Consider the following 20,189-nt stretch of genomic DNA (forward strand, 5'->3'; position numbering starts at 1 on the left):
TTGAAAATTTAATGATGGGGGAAGTAATACACATGCGTACTTACCAAGCTATTTATGATACGTTATTTTCTCACTATGGTCCACAAGGCTGGTGGCCGGCAGATTCTGCAATGGAAATGATGCTTGGAGCCATTCTAGTACAACATACTAACTGGAATAATGTCGAAAAGGCAATGAAAAATGTAAAAGTATATCGATCTCCAGAGGAGCTATATGAATTGTCGCTTGACGAATTAGCCACACTTATTCGTCCTAGTGGGTTTTTTAACACGAAAGCAAAGCGTATAAAATCATTTCTTATGTGGTTTAGACAGTATGATTATGACGTAAGGAAGCTTCGCTATTTAAAAAGACTAGAGTTACGGGAGCAGTTGCTGCAAATTCATGGTATAGGGAAAGAGACAGCAGATGTAATCCTTTTGTATGCTTTTGGTAAACCTATATTCGTAGTTGATGCTTATGCAAGGCGACTTTTTAAAAGACTTGGTTTTAATATGCCAGATACCTATGATGCGTTTCGTTCTGATGTGGAAAGGGAGCTTCCAGAAAGCGTGGAAATATATAATGAATATCATGCACTAATTGTGATGCATGCAAAAGTACATTGTAAAGCAACCCCGATTTGTACGGATTGTCCTTTGTGGGAGTACTGTGAACGTCAAATATCCTAAATGAAGCGGATGTATTCCATATTATGGCCACATATACTAAGGAATAGTAGTGTAACTAACTGATACAGCAACTTCTAAGTAATATAACTTCTATACGAAACAGTACTTTTGCTTCGGTTAAGATTGTCTGAAATAATGGAGCCAGAACACTCACATTAGGAAGGAGTTCGATCATATGCATGTATTTTTAGTAGGAGCGAATGGCCAAATTGGGAAACATATTTTACAACAATTAACGACTAGTAAAGAACATACGGTAAAAGCGATGGTAAGAAAGCAGGAACAAGCAACAGCGCTAGAAAGTAAAGGAATCGACGTAGTTATAGCAGATCTAGAAGGCAGTGTTGATGAATTAGCAGCAGCAATGAAAGGGACAGATGCAATTATTTTTACAGCAGGATCTGGAGGAAGCACAGGCCTAGACAAGACGTTACTCATTGATTTAGATGGAGCGGTAAAAACGATGGAAGCTGCTGAGCAGGTAGGCATCGATAGATATATTATTGTTAGTGCTCATCAAGCTCATCATCGGGAAAATTGGAATGAGCAGATTAGGCCTTATTATGTAGCGAAGCATTATGCTGATCGAATGCTAAAAACTACGAGGCTGAACTATACCATTGTTCGGCCTGGCGGGTTGTTAAATGATCCAGGTACTGGTAAAGTGTCAGCAGCTGAGAATTTAACAAGAGGATTTATACCAAGGGAGGATGTAGCCTCAACTGTCATAGCAACTCTTAATGAAAAGAATACATTCTGTAAATCCTTTGATTTAGTATCCGGGGACAGCGAAATAACGAAAGCATTGACCAGTTTATAAAATATAGCGGACGAGACAAATGAAATATAGATAAAGCAATTCCGGACTATTATGCGAGTAACGAAGTGATATTCGGATGGTAGTTCGGATCTTTTTGAAATAATAATCCTTCTGATTAAAACAACAATGACTACAACCTGTTCATCCATATTACAGAAAAATTAAGGGGGGTTCTGCGGAGATAGCAGTTAGCGATTTAGATAGGTGAATTGTCCATTTTAAAATACCTCTATACAAAATTTTGGCATCAATGTATTATCTAATAGGATGAGACGTATTTTTCGTTTTAAACTCCGTATCAGCTATCATATTTTATCATACCGTTGGTCCCAGATCCCATTTATCGAACTCCCCAATCTTAGGGGGTCCCTCGCCGGTAGACACTCCCAAACGTGGAAGCTTAGAGGGGTTAAAAGGATCTTGATATAGTGAATGTCAGGTGTTAAAGGTGGCGGTATACCCATAACCATGATATGGATGCTCACAACTTGTATAGCCTCAGCAGAAAAAAGAGGTTTTAATTTGACTGGTTTTCACTCTAATTACCTTATGATAAAACTAGGTACTTCGTTAAAGTAATTGACTTAGAGAGAGTGCGTGATAGATTGATTTACAATATTGCTGTACTTATCGGCGTTTTTCTTTTTTTAACAATAAAGCAATTCACTTTCAATGATACAGTACAATGGTTAGGAAATATCGGAACCTCTATTTTTGCAATGTTACTGTATATTTATGCTCACTGGTATCAGAAAAAAAGCGAAAAATAATTACCCACCTTAAGGATTTAAAATTTATAAAAAATGAGACTGAGACAAAAAAATGAAGAAACAATTAAAAACGAGCGATGATTAGTTGAAATTAATTATCGTTCATTTTTTGATTAGAATAATTATTTTAGCACCAGAAATAAGCGAAACTCCGGTGGAAACAGCACGAGTCCAAAGATCCACATGGTAACGTGTTTTTCTTTACCAAGTTAGCTGAGGCCGTGCGTGGAAAGTGCGTATAGTTTCACAGTGCGGCGATGATACTAGCCATTGATAACATGATCATTCGTATTTTGAGTAAAGAAGTTGTGTTTTGTCCCAGCCTTCTTTGCTCTTTCCTTATTGTAAATGTTGATAGTTCGTTGACACTCCCCCTATTAGAAGGGGGTTTTTAATTCGCCAACATAAATTTATTTCCACTCCAAATCTATATCTTTTTAATAAACGTAAAATACATCTTGTGCATGACGATCAGTTAAATTAATACTCTTTGTATCAAGGGTTTACACAGGAATTAATACTATAAAACATATTTTCTATAAAAATATTATAGTTACCTATTGAATATATATTCATATTAATGCATAATAATTCAATAAGAACTTAATGAACAGGAGTGGTGAGAATGACCAAGGATAAAATCGTATTAGCTTATTCTGGCGGACTAGATACATCTGTAGCGATAAAATGGCTTCAGGATAAATATAATTATGATGTAATAGCAGTAGCCCTTGATGTAGGTGAAGGAAAAGACCTTGAATTTGTGAAAAATAAAGCATTACAAGTAGGGGCAATTAAGTCGTATGTCATCGATGCCAAAGCATTGTTTGCAAATGAATTTGTGTTACCTGCGCTACAAGCTAATTTATTATATGAAGGAAAGTATCCTTTAATATCAGCGCTTTCACGTCCATTGATTGCCAAAATATTGGTGAATATTGCTAAAGAAGAAGGTGCAGTAGCAGTAGCACATGGCTGTACTGGTAAAGGAAATGATCAAGTACGGTTTGATGTTGCGTTTACTGCTTTACAGCCAGATTTAAAAATTGTTGCACCTGTACGTGAATGGGCAATGTCGAGAGAAGAAGAGATTGAATATGCAAAAAAACATAATATTCCTATTCCGATTGATCTAGATAATCCGTTTAGCATCGATCAAAATTTGTGGGGACGTAGTAACGAATGTGGAATATTAGAAGATCCGTGGGCTGAAGCACCAGAAGAAGCATTTGACTTAACTACAAATCCAGTGGAGGCGCCAAATGATCCGGAAATTGTGCAAATTACATTTGAACAAGGTAAGCCTGTTTCCTTAGATGGCAATTCTATGCCATTAGAAGAACTTATCGTTACATTAAATCGTGTTGCTGGAAAGCATGGTGTCGGAAGAATTGACCATGTGGAAAATCGTTTAGTTGGAATTAAATCACGAGAAATTTACGAAGCTCCGGGGGCACTTACGTTAATTGCTGCCCATCAAGAATTAGAAGCACTAACCTTGCCTAGAGAGGTAGCTCAATTTAAACCGTTAATGGAGCAAAAGCTGGCGCAAACGGTTTATGACGGCCTTTGGTATTCTCCACTTACGGATGCACTGAAAGCTTTTATTGAAGAAACACAAAACGATGTATCTGGTACAGTTAAAGTTAAATTATATAAAGGTCATGCACAAGTAGTTGGTCGTGAATCACAACAGTCGTTGTATGACTTTGATTTAGCTACGTACAATGCACAGGACGCCTTTGATCATGAAGCTGCCTTAGGATTTATTAAGCTTTGGGGACTGCCTACAAAAGTACACGCAACTGTAAATCACGCACATAAAGCTGTTGATCAGTCTGTGAAAGACGCCGTATTAGATGTGAAGGAAGCTGTCAAGCCATGAAGCTATGGGGAGGGCGTTTTACTAAGCCGACGAGTCAATTAGTAGATGAGTATACAGCCTCCATTTATTTTGATAAGAAATTAGCAGCCTATGATATTGAGGGAAGCCTAGCACATGTGGCTATGCTAGGTAAATGTAAGATTATAACGACAGAAGAGGCTAAAACCATAGCAGAGGGTCTTAACATTGTTGCTAGTAAAATAGAAAGTGGAGAAGCACGATTAAGTGAAGAACATGAAGATATTCATATGAACGTAGAAAAGCTACTGATTGAAGAAGTTGGTCCCGTTGGTGGAAAGCTTCATACAGGGAGAAGTAGAAATGATCAAGTAGCCCTTGATATGCGTTTATATTTACGTGATGCTTTGGTGGAGTTAATCGATTTACTAGTCCATGTACAGATCGCATTACTAAAACAAGCGAAAGCAAATATGGATACCATTTTACCAGGCTATACACATCTTCAAAGAGCTCAGCCAGTATTATTTTCCCATCATTTACTGGCATATGCTTGGATGTTCCAACGAGATATCGATCGATTAACGGATAGCTGGAAGCGTGTGAATCAATCGCCGCTCGGTGCTGGTGCGCTAGCGGGGACGACGTTTCCAATCGATCGAGGATTCGTAGCTGAACAACTTGCCTTTGAAGGTGTTTGTGAAAATAGCTTAGACGCAGTTAGTGATCGAGATTTTGTTATTGAATTCTTAAGTGATGCATCAATGATTTCCATGCATCTGTCAAGACTCTGTGAAGAGCTTGTTCAATGGTCTAGTCAAGAATTTCATTTTATTGAGCTCGATGATGAATTTTCTACTGGTAGTAGTATGATGCCACAAAAGAAAAATCCTGATGTGGCAGAATTAGTAAGAGGTAAAACTGGTCGAGTATACGGTCATCTTATGGGAATGCTGACAACATTAAAGGGATTGCCGCTAGCATATAATAAAGACATGCAAGAAGACAAAGAAGGTATGTTTGATACTGTCGCGACGTTAAGAGGAGCGCTATCTTTATTTGCGCCGATGATTGAAACGATGAAAGTAAACAAAGATGTTATGTACAATGCGGTACAAAGAGATTATTCTAATGCAACAGATTTTGCTGATTATCTAGTTGGAAAAGGGATACCTTTCAGAGAATCGCATGCGATAACAGGTGAAACAGTGCTATATTGTATCAAAGAAAATAAATATTTAACAGAGCTAACGTTGGATGAATTTCAGTCTTTCTCTAAAAAGGTTGAAGCTGATATTTATCATTTTCTATCACCAGAAGCCGTTGTACAAGCACGTAATGTTCTGGGAGGAACAGCTAAAAATCAAGTAAACAATCAGCTTGAGAGCATCACACAAGCCATTAACATGAATAAGCAATGGCTTGAAGTTAAAAATGAACGATTGGCCAACCGTACACACCAAGCGTCATCTTATTAATAGCTAACTTCTACAACCGGGTATGGTGAACCCGGTTGTTTTTCTGTGCAATAGGGCGGGAAGATAGGATTCCACATATAACTGGAAATAACACCACCTCTTCTAGGAATAAAGAGAAACCAATATTGGTAAATAGGGGATAAACACCCTCCCACTTATTGAAGTTTCACTTATCAATTTACAACGTAGTTTGTATAACTGCTATAATGGTATATGTCATTTGAAAAATAGCTGGTGAAACACAGCGATGATTCAATGGATTTACGAGCAAGTCTTTTTCGTTTTGTCTCGCGGTGTTTTAATGATAAGCTATTTATTTCAATTGGTACATCTTAGAGTAGGAAGTGACCATCTTGAAGAAGTTAGGTAAAATGATCCTCCATATTTGCTTATTATATATCATATTTTTGTTTGGCAATTGGATACAAAACACATTGCATTTATTTATTCCTGGTAGTGTAATAGGTATGTTGATCTTATTTCTATTATTAATAACCAACGTTTTTCGTATTTCCTGGGTTGATGAAGGTGCTAATTATATTATTAATAATCTAGCATTCTTTTTTATTCCAGTTACAGTTGGTGTTATCAATTATTTTCACTTATTTTCTGGAAAAGGTTTTTTCCTGATTATTATCGTATTAATAAGCACGATTTTTGTTATGGGTGGATCAGGTGTTGTAAGTCAGTGGTTAATTCGCAGAAAGGAATGTCAGCATGAATGAAATCATCTTAGCAACAGTGGCAATTATCGGAACGTTTTTCATCTATCAACTTGCAGTTCGTATTCATCATACGTGGAATTACCCTTTAACGGCGCCAGTTTTAATTGCGACGACAATAATCATTATTATACTAGCTATGTTTCATATTCCTTATGAAACATATATGATTGGTGGAAAGTGGATTAATGAGCTGTTAGGTCCGGCAGTTGTTGCGCTTGCTTATCCATTATATCAACATAGAGAAACTTTAAAAAAAGTAACCATACCAATCTTAGTAGGGACATTGTTTGGGGCAATCTTAGGTATTTCAACAGGCGTATTATTAGCTAAGTGGGCGGGGTTTGAATCAAGCATTATCTATTCGTTAACGCCAAAGTCTGTAACAACCCCAGTAGCGATGGCTGTTACAGATACTCTGGGTGGTGTTATGTCGTTATCAGCAGTATTTGTTATGATAGCAGGAATCGGTGGTGTATTGATGCATACTTTTGTTCTTAGATTGTTTCGATTGGATCATTATTTAGGGCGTGGTGTTGGAATGGGGAGTGCATCTCACGCAATTGGAACAGCGACATCTATGGAAAAAAGTCAGCTAGAAGGGGCGATTAGCACGATTGCTATGGTTGTAAGTGCAGTTGTTGTTTCCATCATTACCCCTGGTTTGGTTCATCTAATGCTATAAATGTGACGTTGACTGTCCAGTGAATAATAAAACCGAGGCAATTCAGAGTGATCAGCCTCGGTTTTTACGTATTAATGGCGCTTATTTAACCAAAGAACCCCTGATTTAGCTAATCGTGGTAAAAGCCCAGTCATTGGCTTTTGCATCATGTTTCCGAACCCATCCGATTTGCCGAGTGAGCCAAGTGTACCTTTTAATTTAATTTCCTTTGGTTTTTTTGGCTCTTTATCACTGAGAACTGCTAAAAGCACCTCTGCGATTTTCTCCCCTTGCTGACCAGCTAGCTGTGCACTAGGTGAATATTCAGAGGAAGCGCAATCCCCTACTACATAAATATTTGTTCTTTCTGGTATTTGGAAGAAATCATTCACAACGATTTTCTCTTGCTCATCTTTAGCAAAGGGAAGTTCTCGAACTAAATAATGTGGTCTTACACCTGCAGTCCAGATGGTAACATCGTTTACAAAACAAACACCGTTATTGCAGACGCCATCTTTTTCTACATATTCTACATTGGAGTGGTGGAGTACATCTACATCGTTTCTAATGAACCATTCTGATACGTACTGCTGTATTTTTGCATCAAAAGCCTTTAAAACACTTGCACCACGATCTAATAAGCGAATATTTAAGTCAGGGCGGCTTTCTCTTATTTCTGAAGCCACTTCGATACCACTTAGTCCAGCACCAACGACTGAGACTTTCCCGTAAGCTTTCAAATTACAAACGGCAAGCCCTGTATTTCTTGCATTTTCAAAGGTTTGAACACTATGTGTGAACTCTTTAGCTCCTTGAATGCCGTGATAATTATCCTCACAACCTAAACCAATTACGAGATAGTCATAGGGAATGATTTCACTGGAATTAGAAAATAAAATTTCTTCCTTAACCGTATTAATTTCTTTAATCTCCCCGTAAAAATAACGTACACGTTGATCGTCAGGAAAGTGTAATCGAACATCTTTTTCTGCAGAAGTACCTGCTGCTATTGTATAGAACTCTGTTTTAATAGAATGGTAAGGATTTCGATCCACTAAGGTAATTTCTACTTCTTCTGGCAGCTGATAATCAAGCAGACCTAACAAGGCCTTCAGTCCACCGTACCCCCCGCCTAATATGACCAATCTTTTCATGCCACAAAACCCCATCTCTGAAAGTAATATCTGTATACTTATATTCTAGCGAAGATATAAAGCGATGTCACCATTTGATTGATTTCGACAAGCAATGGATCCGTTATCAACTACACTGTGTTGACTGAGGATGTAAAATTTATGCTTATACCATATATTTCAACATATGCTTGTATGCTATACTAGTCAAAAAAGGAGGGGACAACATGTCTATAGATGCAATACAAGATATTTACCCAGAGGACTATGCTTGGTGCTACGGCTGTGGAAGGCTGAATAAAGAAGGACTTCATTTTAAAACCATTTGGCAAGGTGATAAAACGATTACGGTGTATACACCTAGGCCAGAACATACAGCTATTCCTGGATTTGTATATGGAGGATTAATTGGATCTTTAATTGATTGCCACGGAACAGGCTCAGCGTCAATGGCTTTACATCGTAAAAATGGCCATGAAATTGGAGATGGGACAGAGCCACCCCGTTTTGTTACCGCATCTTTACATGTAGACTTTATGAAACCGACACCTCATGGTATACCTCTGAAGGCTATTGGAACTGTTGAAGAAATACATCCAAAGAAATTCAAAATACGCACGGAAGTGTTTGCTCATAACGACTGCTGTGCAAAGGGAGAAGTGATAGCTGCGGTAATGCCAGCAGCGTTTAAACAAAAATCAGAAGTTTAACCTGTACATAACCAGTAAGATACCCACTGATTGAAGTTTCACTTTGTAGATTAATGTGTTGTAATATGTATAAGGATTGAGTCAAAAAGGGTGTGCGTATGGGATATCCATTTTATAATGAAGCCATTTGGAAAAGAAAAGCTCGAAATGCATATTTCAGTTCACTAGCCGTTATGGTTATTTTATGGTTACAAATTAGTGAGAATGATTTTTATCATCCTGCATTCGTTGTAATAAGTAGTATATTTGCTTTTTTTTCGCTTGTTCAAGGGATCCATTACCAAACCATGTGGAAAAAGGATTACATTCGTATGGAGGATAATGAGATTTTAATTTATCGCGGATTATGTTTACCAAGGAAACGGATTTCCTTCGAAGATATAAAGAGATTCAAAGAAGTAAGTACTTTGATTGAGCTACACTTAAAGGAAGATAAGCATGCACAGTTTAATATAGATTGGCTTTCTAATCATTCGGTCAAAGCTATAAAGGAAACACTTTGTAAAAAAATCCACGAGGAAATGGATGAAGTAAGGAAAAAGGAGCATTATCATGCAAAGACTCACTACTAGATCATTATTAGATGTAATTGGTGAACTTTTTTCCGATGAGATATCTATTGCCGTAACAACGACATCGGAATATATCTACTATCGCCCAAGTATACGAATTGATTTAAAAATTAGACCTGGAGATTCAATTAAGGAAGAAACACTTGCTAGCAAGGCTCTGGTAATGGAGCAGAAAGTGTCTGAATTCATACCCCGAAATGTATTTGGGATCCCGTATCATGGTATGGCAGTTCCCTTTTATGATGGAGCTCATTTAGGAGGATGTGTGCTTGCTATTTATCCAGCATTAACGGAGGGGAAATCAGTTATTACCGTAAAGACTTCAGACGGTTGGAAACCAATTCCTTTTGAGAAAGTCCAATATATCGAAGTGAAGGACAGGAGGACAAATGTTATTTCTCAAGAATTGAATGGTGTACATCGGCTTACGTTGCAGGATTTTGAATATATGCTACCAAGAGAATCGTTCATTCGTTGTCATCGATCATTTATAGTTAATGTGAATCAAATTGAGCATATTTATCCAGATACGCATTCGACATTTATGCTAGCTATGAGAAATGGAGACCAAATACCTGTTAGCCAATCCTATTCCAGTTATTTTCGGAAGCTATTAGGATTTTGAATACAAATACTGTTTTAAAAGTATCTGGTACTGGTCTAAGCAATATACTTCTATTCCAGACATATTTCCACAAAAAAGAAAGCGCTTCATATAGAATAGTCCTTAAACTCTAATAAGAAAGAAGGGGTTTGGGATGAGATGTGAACATGATAGAATAGAGGATGTTCGACTGCATGATCGCGTTGTAACTGCAGAAGAAGCAGCATCGTGGATAAAGGATGGAATGACACTTGGATTAAGCGGCTTTACCCGGGCAGGGGATGTAAAAGCTGTACCAACAGCGTTAGTAAAGCGAGTCGAAAATGGGGAGCGCCTAAAGGTGAATGTTTTTACAGGTGCTTCTTTGGGGTCAGACGTTGATAAGATGTTTGCGGAAGCAGGCTTGGTTAATAAACGCTTACCTTTTCAAGCAGATCCATTCATGCGGAGGAAAATAAATCAAGGAGAGCATCTATTCGTTGACCATCATCTTTCGCATACCGCTGAATTACTACGGGGAAATGTAATAGAAAAAGTTGATTATGCTATTTTGGAAGCGATTTCCATCACGGCTGAAGGGTTAATTATACCAACTACTTCAATTGGTAACTCCCTTTCATTTGCAGAGAGCGCAAAGGCAGTTATTATTGAGATCAATTTAGCTCAATCTCTATTGTTAAAAGGGCTGCATGACCTATACAGCCCGGATAAGCAAGGAAAGCGCAAACCTATTCCTTTAACTGAGGTACATGATCGAATTGGTACAATCGGTATTCCGATTGATGTGGAGAAAGTTAAAGGAATCGTTTTTACAAACCAAACGGATTCTCCCTCTACGATTGTACAGCCAGATAAAGAAACAAAGGTTATGGCCGATCATTTGCTGCACTTTTTTCGTGAGGAGGTTGCGGCAGGGAGATTAACTAAAAACCTTGCTCCACTTCAATCTGGTATTGGCTCAGTTGCAAATGCTGTTTTACATGGAATGGTTAATTCAGAATTTGAAAATCTAGAGATTTACTCGGAAGTATTACAGGACGCTGTATTTGATTTAATGGATGCAAATAAGGTGCGGATGGCATCTTGCTGTTCGATTACGCTTTCTGAGGCTAGAATGCAAGAGGTCTTTAACAACTTCGAGCGATATCGAAATAAATTAATTATGCGTCCACAGGAAATATCCAATCATCCAGAAATTATTCGTAGACTTGGACTTTTATCCATTAACACAGCGTTAGAATTTGATATCTATGGGAATGTCAATTCAACTCATGTGGCGGGCACGAAGATGATGAATGGGATAGGGGGATCTGGTGATTTTGCCCGAAATGCTAGGGTCGCCATCTTTGTTACAAAATCTATTGCTAAGAATGGTACTATTTCAAGTGTTGTACCCTTTGCTTCGCATATCGATCATACAGAGCATGATGTAGATATATTAGTTACGGAGCAAGGCTATGCAGATTTACGAGGGCTTGCTCCAAGGGAAAGAGCTCCACTGATTATTGAAAATTGTGCACATCCTATGTATCGTAAGCAATTATGGAATTACTATAAGGAAGCAATTAAAGGTGGTGGGCAGACACCTCATAATTTGGAAAAGGCAATGAGCTGGCATGTTAGTTACACGAAACAGGGGACAATGCAGGAACTAATTGGGCAGGATTAGTTTCTAGATGGTTCGATTAGATAAAGGGGATCTATATAATGAGGAAGCTACATTTCTGTAAAAAGAGATGTAGCTTTTTCATAGTCTAGGAAATGATTAAATTAGTCCATATGGTTAAATAGGGTATGAGCCGCGTTTAGCGCAAGCACACCGTGATTCCTTTATCACCGTTGACTCGCTTCATTCGCTATGTTTCTAATCGGACGCTTGCGCTTTTGTTAGGAAGAAGCTGATTGCTACCTTCTGCGGACGGTGCCTGTGAGACCCCTCGTGGCTTCACTCTTGTGAAGTCACACCCGCACACACTTTTAAGGCAGGAGTCGTCGACTTTCGTTTCCAACTATGGAAGGGTTATGAAACATGCAGGGTAGGTTCACCTTACATGCAACCGACGGCAAAAATCCCATAATTTCAGGTTTGTTTTTTTAAAAGTTAAGAAAGTATAAAATCAGTGCAATGACTGCGTTAAGCCAAGTAGTTATTTTGAAATGTTTGATGTATATTGGCAATGCTCCGACTAATTACTTCGCTTTCCGCGGGCACGGCTTCAACTAACTTTGCAAAGAAGAACACGTTGCAAAGTGGATTTTCGGCTCGCGCTAATCCCGCAGGAGTCTACGTAATTAGTCTCCGCTATGAGAAGATGCAACAATTCTTGTCATAAGAAATAGGTTGACTTTTTTTACAATGGGTAAAGTGAAAATCGCTATCCGTGAGTATAAAAGCAGCTGTGTTACTTCATGCTAGCGTTGTAGAGCCTGATAATAGCGAAGGCCGGCCACTTCAACTCCTGTGGGAAATGTTTGACCTGAAGATCCACTTTTTTGAGCGGGTTTTGCTAAAAAAGTTAGCTGAAGGACAAACCCCACGGAAAGGGAAGTGGGCAGCCGGAGTGGTGGTCAAGCAGTAGCTATTATTCCATAATAGCTACTAGAGGAAGCGTAAACCTGAGCATTTAGTGATAAGGACTGAGCGAATTTTGCTAGTTGGCTATTGTACGTCATTCATCTATCTATTTTTCATGAAGGATGTAACAAAGCTGTTTTACAATGTTTACAATATGGTTAGGAGGAGGTGCTGAGTTGATGAGTAATGAATGGAAAGCAACATTTGGGTCGTGGGTACAAGCGATTGGAACAACCTTATCAGCAATAGGCTCAACCCCCTCTATAAATATACCAGCTCCCTTGGCGAAGGAACTGAATTTAGTTGGAAATGTAATGCAAGCAACTGGAAATTCTTTAGTGGCAGATAGTATTGATCACTTTACACTTAATAAACTAGGCAATGAGATTCAAGCAATTGGTAACTCAACAGTTATTACTGGAATTGTTATTGATTTTAATGAAAAAATAAAGAATGATTTAAATATCAAAGGTAATTTACTTCAAGCTTTAGGTGGTGGAGTAGCACTAGCGGACGCTCTAGGACATGAGCCAAATGAAAATGAACTTAGTAATATTTATGGTAATTTACTTCAAGCTATCGGTAATTCGCTACAAGCTCTATCGGGAAGAACTGGCGATGACGCGCAAGAAGTAAATGCTATTGGAAGTTGGATTCAAGCAATCGGGTCGGTGATTTCGGCATTAGGGCAGACCAAATAGCGAAAACAAGATTGACATCTTCCCAACATAAACAAGGGGTATAATAGAATAGGAAATTTTGAGTATCAGTGCTACGCCGAGACAAAGCAGAGAATTCACAGATCAGGTTTAGTCATTTGGAAATTGATATTCCATCAAGTGAATCTATCGGTAGAAATAATTTGTTAACTCCTAAAGGTTTATTAGTGCATCATTCATGGATGATGTGCTTGTTGAGATAATCGCAGCGCCATAAGCGACATATCTCCCGCATTTAACTGGCAGTAAGCCCCTCACATCAAGCAATAAAGCGAAACTAATATGGGTAAATGGAGGATCAACTGCCAGTAAATGTCCGATTGGTTCTAGGCCTTTAGGTCATATCATTGTGGTACTACCAATCCGTGGGGAAAACAAAACCCCCGCGGATTGAAGTTTTACTTTATATAAATCTTGGCCTCTTCGTACATACTAAGGATTATGAAGGATAGGGGGATTAGATGAAACAGCCTGCAATGTTTTTAGATCGTGATGGAGTTATCAATGAAGTATTAACAGAACGTGTGAAATTTGTAAATCAGCCAGAGGATTTTTACCTGCTTGATGGTGTAGGAGAGGCTATCAACCTATTCAATCATTTAGGGTATAAAGTTTTTGTAGTTACGAATCAAGGTGGACTTGGACTTGGTTATATGAACGAAGCAGCATTACATCAAGTACACCAAAGAATGAAGGAAGAAATAGCCGAATTTCATGGAGTCATTGATGATATTGCCTATTGTCCTCATAAACCGCATGCTAACTGTGCATGCCGTAAACCTCAACCGCAAATGATTTACGATTTAGCCAGGAAGCATGCAATTGATCTTCGTCATAGTTATATGGTGGGAGATAGAGAAATGGATATAGAGGCTGGAAAAAAGGCAGGAGTAAATACAATACTCGTTGGAGATCGTCGACATGCACAACAGCCTACTGCTGACCTTGAGTTTAAAGATTTATGGCATGTAGCTCATTATTTTAAATGGAATACGAACACTTAAACAAGCCTCTTTAGAGAAGGATTCTCTGTGGGAATAGCGAATCTAATGAATCCTTACTGAGGAGGTAGCTTATGTAATATAATGTCATTATTGTTGGAGTAGGACTAGCGAGAATTGTTACTGCAAGTGAGGTTGCGTGGAGGGAGACGCATGTTGTTATTAGACCAAGAACCGGAGCAATCTTTTGGGTAAGCATGGTAGTCATTTGATGGTCTGTTTTTAGTTAGTTAATTCACCAGAGCAGCGAAGAATGCGAATTCATGATTCGAGAGCATTGGGGTCAAAAACTTCTTCGTATAGATGCAATGGAAAGGCAGATTCAAGCGAGAGATCGTGAAATAGATAATACATTTTCAAAAGATGTACAGGTAACAGCAATAAGGGGTTCAAGAGAATATGTCGGAGATAAGTTTATTCTCGTAGCATCACCGCATAAAATTTTAGATAGTAAAAATGGTCCGCTCATTGCAGTTCGGCTATATATACTGAGTAGAAAAACATTAGGTGGATTACAAACAGATCTATTCGGACATGTATTGGACGTTTCAGGTGAATGTATACAGGACTTATATGCAGTTAGAGAAGTAACGGTTTTGGTGGTGGAGGTATGCATGATTACCATTCTTTGAAAGATCCGTTTGTTGGGGGGCGCTTATTCACTGATAAGAGAGAAGGTGAAGCGTTAATCAACGAATTATGAAGTTGTAACATAGCAGATATGATATTTGTCATGTACGCTCCTTGATATTTATGTCTTCTTATCATTAGGTAAAACCTTTACGATGATAGGAAAAGATAGTAACTAGGAGGAAAACATGAGTAGACAGAAACAAACTCAATTAAGAAAAAGTGTTGCAGTTTTTGCAAATTCGGATGTAAGGCGAAGTGTCATCCAACTCGTTAATACGATTCTTCCATTTTTAGTTCTCTGGTTTCTTGCTTATCAAAGTCTGTCCATTTCTATTTGGCTTACGCTTGGACTGGCAGTTGTGGCATCAGGGTTTGTTATTCGGATATTTATTATTTTCCATGATTGCACACATAGTTCTTTTTTCAAGAGCCCAAAAGCAAATCGAATGGTGGGTACACTCACAGGAATTATTACATTGTTTGCCTTTGAAAAGTGGAAACGTAGTCATGCGATACATCATGCGACGAGTAGCAATCTAGATAAACGTGGTACAGGTGATGTATGGGTAATGACAGTTAACGAATATAAGGAAGCATCTTTTTGGAGAAGACTCGCCTATCGTCTTTATCGAAATCCCATAATTATGTTTGGATTAGGACCATTATATCTTTTTTTACTATCGAATCGGTTTAACAGAAAAGGTGCAAGACGTAAGGAACGTTTAAATACGTATTTCATTAATTTGTCCATCGTAGTCATCTATGCCTCACTAATTTGGATAGTTGGATGGCAAGCCTTTCTCATTATTCAATTACCAATTCTTTTCTTATCCGGCTCGCTAGGTATCTGGCTCTTTTATGTACAACATCAATTTGAAGATTCCTATTTTGAAAACGAAGCAGAATGGGATTACGTAAAAGCTGCTGTGGATGGAAGTTCATATTATAAGCTGCCAAAAATAATACAATGGGTGACGGGAAATATTGGCTATCACCATGTACATCATTTGAGTCCAAAAGTTCCTAATTACCACTTAGAAGATGCTCATGAATCAACACCACCTCTGCAAAAAGCAACAACGATTACATTGTTAACTAGTTTGCAATCCATTCGATTCCGTCTGTATGATGAAGCTTCACGAACATTTATCAGCTTTAAAGAATTGAAGACATTGCAGAAAAACACGAATGTGAATATTTCTATGAAAACAAGTGTTCAAGAGAAATAATTGTAACATTCGCCAGTAATGAAAAAAGAAGATAAAGAAACTCCGAACTATAATCCTAGTGTATAGAAGTTATATCCGGATAGTAGTTCGGTATTTTTTTGAAATGGTGTTGAATCCTATCGAAAGGAATGAGTTGGCACGAAAATATTGCTATACTTAATACATCAGCTTAAGGAGGGCAAACAATGCAAAATTGGTATCATATATTCCCAAAAAATACAGGATTAAGTGCATTTGCATGGGTTGTTTTTTGTTTATTGCCCTTTTATTTTATTATTCGTTCTTCATCACTTTTGGAAGTTGGTATAGGTATTGTATTAATTGTGTGCTTCTTTACCACCTATCGGCTTTCTTTTATAAAAAAAGGCTGGACGGTTTATTTTTCCGTTAGTATCCAAATGGCGATAAGTATTGGGATGACTTTATATTTTGGGTATGTTTATTTTTCGTTGTTTCTAGCATTTTTTATTGGTAATTTGGAAAGTAAAAATGGATTTATCACATTATATGTTATTCATTTAGTTTCAACTATATCGGCAGTTAGTCTTGGTTTTTATATACAAAGTACCCTCTTTTTATCACAGCTGCCGTTTATTGCGATAACCGTTTTTGGTGTCATCCTCTTACCTTTTACACTTTATAATCGGAATAAACAGGATAAATTAGAGCACCAGTTAGAGGATGCAAATCGGAAAATTTCACAATTGATGGTTATAAAAGAGCGTCAGCGAATTGCAAGGGATTTGCATGATACCTTAGGACAAAAGCTATCGCTTATTGGTTTGAAAAGTGATCTAGCAGGTAAGCTAGTTACGATTGATCCACAATCGGCTAAAAATGAATTGCAGGATATTAATCAAACAGCTAGGACAGCGTTAAAAGAAGTAAGAGACTTGGTTTCGGAAATGAAAAGAGTCAAGTTAAAAGAAGAAATTATTCATGCTCGACAGATGATGGATGCTGCACAAATGCAGTTACATACAGACATCAATGCTGACTTTATAAAAACTCCCATTTTAGTAGAGAATGTATTGAGTATGTGCTTGAAAGAAGCTGTCACCAATGTGGTAAAGCATAGTTATGCTACCGATTGTTATATTAATGTACATCAAACAGCGAGTGCGTGGATGATGGAGATTAAAGATAATGGAGTAGGTAATGCAAAGATGTTGCAAGATAATGAAGGGAATGGGCTTCGTGGTATAAAAGAACGTTTAGAATTTGTAAATGGGAACCTGGAAATTACAGGCACAAAAGGGACTGTATTAACTATTCGTATCCCAAATGTCATCAAACAATCAGAAACGGGAGAGGAGAAGGTAGAATGATACGAATTGTTCTGGCTGAAGATCAAACGATGTTATTAGGTGCATTAGGTGCATTACTAAATTTAGAAGAGGACATAGAAATTGTTGGTAAGGCAAGTAATGGAGAAGAAGCAGTTCGATTAGTTAAGGAGCAACAGCCAGATATATGTATGATGGATATTGAAATGCCAATAAAAAGTGGTTTGGATGCTGCTGAAGAATTAAAAGATAATAATTGCAAGGTAATCATCTTAACAACCTTTGCTAGAACTGGTTATTTTGAACGTGCTAGAAACGCTAAGGTAAGTGGGTATTTATTAAAAGATAGTCCCAGTGAGGAATTAGCCAATTCTATACGAGTTATCGTAAGTGGGCGTAAGGTCTATTCCCCAGAGCTTATTGATTTGGCTTATAAGAATGAAAATCCATTAACAGAACGTGAGGAACAAGTTATACGCCTATTAGCGGTAGGGAAAAATACCAAAGAGATTGCTAAGGAATTATATATTACCACAGGTACCGTTCGGAATTATATTTCCGTAATATTGGACAAATTAGAAGTTGGAAATCGGATCGAGGCAATTGCAAAGTTGAAGGATTCGGGATGGATTGAGTAAGGTCTGATTTGATGAAAAAACCTCCCTAAGTAAGGGAGGTGGTAACTGACTTAAGCTAGACGCTCAATTCTTTCATCTAAATTTGGATGGGTTGAAAAGATAGAAGATTTTTTAGCCCCGTTTATTTTTAGAGTAGAAATCGAAGTTTCGTCACCTCGAACACGGTTTGTATACATACGTAAACATTCGAGAGCATGTCTCATTTTATCTTTACCAGCCAGGTCTGCACCACCTCTGTCAGCATGAAATTCCCTGTGTCTTGAATATGCAAATACAACGAGACTTCCTAGGACAGAGAAGACAATCTGGAAGAGGATAATCGCGATGAAATGGACGATTGGTGCTAATTCCTCTTTAACAAAACGAGAGACAATAAAAGCCGCAATTCGAGCTAAGAACACAACAAAGGTATTCACGATACCTTGTAAGAGTGTCATCGTTACCATATCTCCATTGGCAACGTGAGCTACCTCGTGGGCAATAACACCCTCAACAGCATCATCATCCATTTCCTGTAATAAACCAGTAGATACTGCTACTAAGGAGCGTTTTTTCGATGGTCCAGTAGCAAATGCATTGACTTCACGTGAATCGTAAATGCCGACTTCCGGCATATGCATTAATCCGGCAGCTCGAGATAAGCGATGTACTTTCTCTACTACTGCTCTTTCATATTCTGACATTGGTTTTTCAGGATTAATGACGCGGACGCCCATCATTCGTTTTGCCATCCAACGTGAGATAGCTAATGAAATGAATGATCCTGTAAAACCAATAATCGCACTAAAAATTAATAATGTGCCTAAATGAAGTGTTCCGTCCGCCTGAATATAGTTCCATGTACCAGGAATGAGCGTAAAAATAATCGTGATTGTTGCTAGAACTAAAATGTTCGTTAACAAAAAGTAAAATATTCGTTTTCCCACATTCTCACCCTTTACCTATAATCTGTATCTGTGGATCATTCACATTCATTATATTATGTAGCCCGTCGCCTTACAACAAATTTTATAGATGTATTTTTGGAAGGTTTAGGATAGGCGATAGATCCTTGTAAAAACCCAATATTTAATTATAGTTACTTTTTATAATAAAATTACTTGACATAAGTTTATGGTTATTTTACTATAGTTACATAAAGTAATTAACTTTTTAATGAATAGCCAGAATTAATTCTTTTGGTTGGTTTGTAATAACGATTACTTTATCGAATAAATCAGAACAGCAAGGAGATATTAAGGAATATGAAATTTCTTGATAAAATAGCTGAAAAACTTTTTACAAAGGAGCGTAATTCGATGAGCAATGTAAAATTAGCTGTAATCTACTATAGTTCTACAGGAACGAACTACGAGTTAGCTAAATGGGCTGAGGAAGCTGGGAAAGAATCAGGAGCTGAAGTAAGGTTGGTGAAAGTTCCTGAACTTGCACCAGAAGCTGCAATTGAGTCAAACCCTGCTTGGAAAGCTCACTATGATGCAACAAAAGATGTAAAAGAAGCTACATCCGATGATATTGAATGGGCTGATGCAATCATTTTCTCAACCCCTACTCGATTTGGTAACGTGGCTTCACAGATGAAACAATTTATAGATATGCAGGGTGGTCTTTGGGGAGCAGGTAAAACGGTTAACAAAGTAGTAAGTGCGATGTCATCTGCCAGCAATCCGCATGGTGGTCAAGAAGCTACCATTTTATCACTGTACACATCGATGATGCACTGGGGAGCTATAATTGTACCTCCAGGATATAGTGACCAAGTAATCTTTGGAGCTGGTGGAAATCCATATGGTACAAGTGTAACCCAAGGACAAGACGGAAAAATGGTAGAGGATGTAGAAGCTGCTGTTAAGCATCAAGCAAAACGTACAGTTGAAGTAGCTGAAAAAGTTAAATAGTTTGGAGAATAGTATAAGCTGGTCAAATCTTTGATGATTTGACCAGCTTTTTTAGATGCGCCAGGCATGGCGACTATCTAGGGTGTGAGAGGGGCGAGAAGCTCTTAGCTTCTCCCTTTACTCGTAAGTTAAGAAAGTATAAAATCAGTGCAATGACTGCGTTAAGCGAAGTAGTTATTTTGAAATGTTTGATGTATATTGGCAATGCTCCGACTAATTACTT

General features: G+C 37.9%; 20 protein-coding genes. 18 read left to right on the forward strand and 2 right to left on the reverse strand.

What is annotated here, in order from left to right; translation table 11 throughout:
- Positions 1–32: 32 nt before the first annotated feature.
- From JUJ52_RS14675 to JUJ52_RS14700, 6 genes are all read left to right on the forward strand, one after another.
- A complete protein-coding gene (locus JUJ52_RS14675; protein ID WP_026680440.1) occupies positions 33–671 on the forward strand; it encodes an endonuclease III domain-containing protein in 639 nt (212 codons plus the stop codon).
- Between the two features lie 175 nt (positions 672–846).
- Positions 847–1,491: an SDR family oxidoreductase gene (locus JUJ52_RS14680; protein ID WP_166529933.1), complete on the forward strand. Its 645-nt coding sequence runs from the start codon at positions 847–849 to the stop codon at positions 1,489–1,491.
- Between the two features lie 1,395 nt (positions 1,492–2,886).
- Complete coding sequence (locus JUJ52_RS14685) at positions 2,887–4,146, forward strand: argininosuccinate synthase (RefSeq protein ID WP_121604048.1); 1,260 nt, start codon at positions 2,887–2,889, stop codon at positions 4,144–4,146.
- Complete coding sequence (gene argH / locus JUJ52_RS14690) at positions 4,143–5,582, forward strand: argininosuccinate lyase (protein ID WP_205389190.1); 1,440 nt, start codon at positions 4,143–4,145, stop codon at positions 5,580–5,582. Before JUJ52_RS14685 ends, argH begins: the two co-directional genes overlap by 4 nt.
- 344 nt (positions 5,583–5,926) lie before the next feature.
- On the forward strand, positions 5,927–6,307 hold the full coding sequence (locus tag JUJ52_RS14695; protein WP_228089017.1) for a CidA/LrgA family protein: 381 nt from the start codon (positions 5,927–5,929) through the stop codon (positions 6,305–6,307).
- Positions 6,300–6,989 carry an LrgB family protein gene (locus JUJ52_RS14700; protein WP_026680445.1) on the forward strand — a complete coding sequence of 230 codons (690 nt, stop codon included), beginning with the start codon at positions 6,300–6,302 and terminating at the stop codon, positions 6,987–6,989. The genes JUJ52_RS14695 and JUJ52_RS14700 overlap by 8 nt, the downstream gene beginning before the upstream one ends.
- Before the next feature lie 71 nt (positions 6,990–7,060).
- Here JUJ52_RS14700 and JUJ52_RS14705 read toward each other — a convergent pair whose 3' ends face one another.
- The gene (locus JUJ52_RS14705) at positions 7,061–8,122 is read right to left on the reverse strand and encodes an NAD(P)/FAD-dependent oxidoreductase (RefSeq protein WP_121604046.1); all 1,062 of its coding nucleotides are present in this window, start codon (positions 8,120–8,122) and stop codon (positions 7,061–7,063) included.
- A gap of 206 nt (positions 8,123–8,328) precedes the next feature.
- Between JUJ52_RS14705 and JUJ52_RS14710 the strand changes: the two genes are divergently transcribed.
- The 11 genes from JUJ52_RS14710 to JUJ52_RS14760 all read left to right on the forward strand — a co-directional run bounded on the left by JUJ52_RS14710 (position 8,329) and on the right by JUJ52_RS14760 (position 18,068).
- Positions 8,329–8,811 carry a PaaI family thioesterase gene (locus tag JUJ52_RS14710; protein ID WP_026680447.1) on the forward strand — a complete coding sequence of 161 codons (483 nt, stop codon included), beginning with the start codon at positions 8,329–8,331 and terminating at the stop codon, positions 8,809–8,811.
- Positions 8,812–8,909: 98 nt separating this feature from the next.
- Positions 8,910–9,383 carry a hypothetical protein gene (locus tag JUJ52_RS14715; RefSeq protein WP_121604044.1) on the forward strand — a complete coding sequence of 158 codons (474 nt, stop codon included), beginning with the start codon at positions 8,910–8,912 and terminating at the stop codon, positions 9,381–9,383.
- Positions 9,364–10,008 carry a LytTR family DNA-binding domain-containing protein gene (locus JUJ52_RS14720; protein ID WP_121604043.1) on the forward strand — a complete coding sequence of 215 codons (645 nt, stop codon included), beginning with the start codon at positions 9,364–9,366 and terminating at the stop codon, positions 10,006–10,008. Before JUJ52_RS14715 ends, JUJ52_RS14720 begins: the two co-directional genes overlap by 20 nt.
- A 133-nt stretch (positions 10,009–10,141) precedes the next feature.
- Positions 10,142–11,656, forward strand: a complete 1,515-nt coding sequence (gene scpC, locus JUJ52_RS14725; RefSeq protein WP_205389188.1) for a succinyl-CoA:acetate CoA-transferase ScpC — start codon at positions 10,142–10,144, stop codon at positions 11,654–11,656.
- 712 nt (positions 11,657–12,368) lie between these two features.
- On the forward strand, positions 12,369–12,566 hold the full coding sequence (locus tag JUJ52_RS14730; RefSeq protein WP_121603754.1) for a hypothetical protein: 198 nt from the start codon (positions 12,369–12,371) through the stop codon (positions 12,564–12,566).
- A 175-nt stretch (positions 12,567–12,741) separates the two neighbouring features.
- Complete coding sequence (locus JUJ52_RS14735) at positions 12,742–13,263, forward strand: DUF6944 family repetitive protein (RefSeq protein ID WP_026679662.1); 522 nt, start codon at positions 12,742–12,744, stop codon at positions 13,261–13,263.
- Between the two features lie 479 nt (positions 13,264–13,742).
- Positions 13,743–14,285 carry a D-glycero-alpha-D-manno-heptose-1,7-bisphosphate 7-phosphatase gene (locus JUJ52_RS14740; protein ID WP_026679661.1) on the forward strand — a complete coding sequence of 181 codons (543 nt, stop codon included), beginning with the start codon at positions 13,743–13,745 and terminating at the stop codon, positions 14,283–14,285.
- A gap of 260 nt (positions 14,286–14,545) precedes the next feature.
- Positions 14,546–14,914: an FAD-binding protein gene (locus tag JUJ52_RS14745; RefSeq protein ID WP_308036044.1), complete on the forward strand. Its 369-nt coding sequence runs from the start codon at positions 14,546–14,548 to the stop codon at positions 14,912–14,914.
- 186 nt (positions 14,915–15,100) lie between these two features.
- The gene (desA, locus tag JUJ52_RS14750; RefSeq protein ID WP_026679659.1) at positions 15,101–16,144 is read left to right on the forward strand and encodes a Delta(5) desaturase DesA; all 1,044 of its coding nucleotides are present in this window, start codon (positions 15,101–15,103) and stop codon (positions 16,142–16,144) included.
- Positions 16,145–16,329: 185 nt separating this feature from the next.
- A complete protein-coding gene (locus JUJ52_RS14755; RefSeq protein WP_121604041.1) occupies positions 16,330–17,472 on the forward strand; it encodes a sensor histidine kinase in 1,143 nt (380 codons plus the stop codon).
- A complete protein-coding gene (locus tag JUJ52_RS14760; protein ID WP_121604040.1) occupies positions 17,469–18,068 on the forward strand; it encodes a response regulator transcription factor in 600 nt (199 codons plus the stop codon). The genes JUJ52_RS14755 and JUJ52_RS14760 overlap by 4 nt, the downstream gene beginning before the upstream one ends.
- Before the next feature lie 50 nt (positions 18,069–18,118).
- Here JUJ52_RS14760 and htpX read toward each other — a convergent pair whose 3' ends face one another.
- Positions 18,119–18,994 (reverse strand): protease HtpX, encoded by an 876-nt coding sequence (gene htpX / locus JUJ52_RS14765; RefSeq protein ID WP_205389186.1) that lies wholly within the window; start codon positions 18,992–18,994, stop codon positions 18,119–18,121.
- Between the two features lie 372 nt (positions 18,995–19,366).
- Here htpX and wrbA point away from each other — a divergent pair, with 372 nt between their 5' ends.
- Positions 19,367–19,966 carry an NAD(P)H:quinone oxidoreductase gene (gene wrbA / locus JUJ52_RS14770; RefSeq protein ID WP_026679655.1) on the forward strand — a complete coding sequence of 200 codons (600 nt, stop codon included), beginning with the start codon at positions 19,367–19,369 and terminating at the stop codon, positions 19,964–19,966.
- Positions 19,967–20,189 lie beyond the last annotated feature (223 nt).

The sequence above is a fragment of the Virgibacillus sp. AGTR genome (assembly GCF_016919725.2).
GTDB classification, from domain to species: Bacteria; Bacillota; Bacilli; order Bacillales; family Amphibacillaceae; genus Virgibacillus; species Virgibacillus salarius.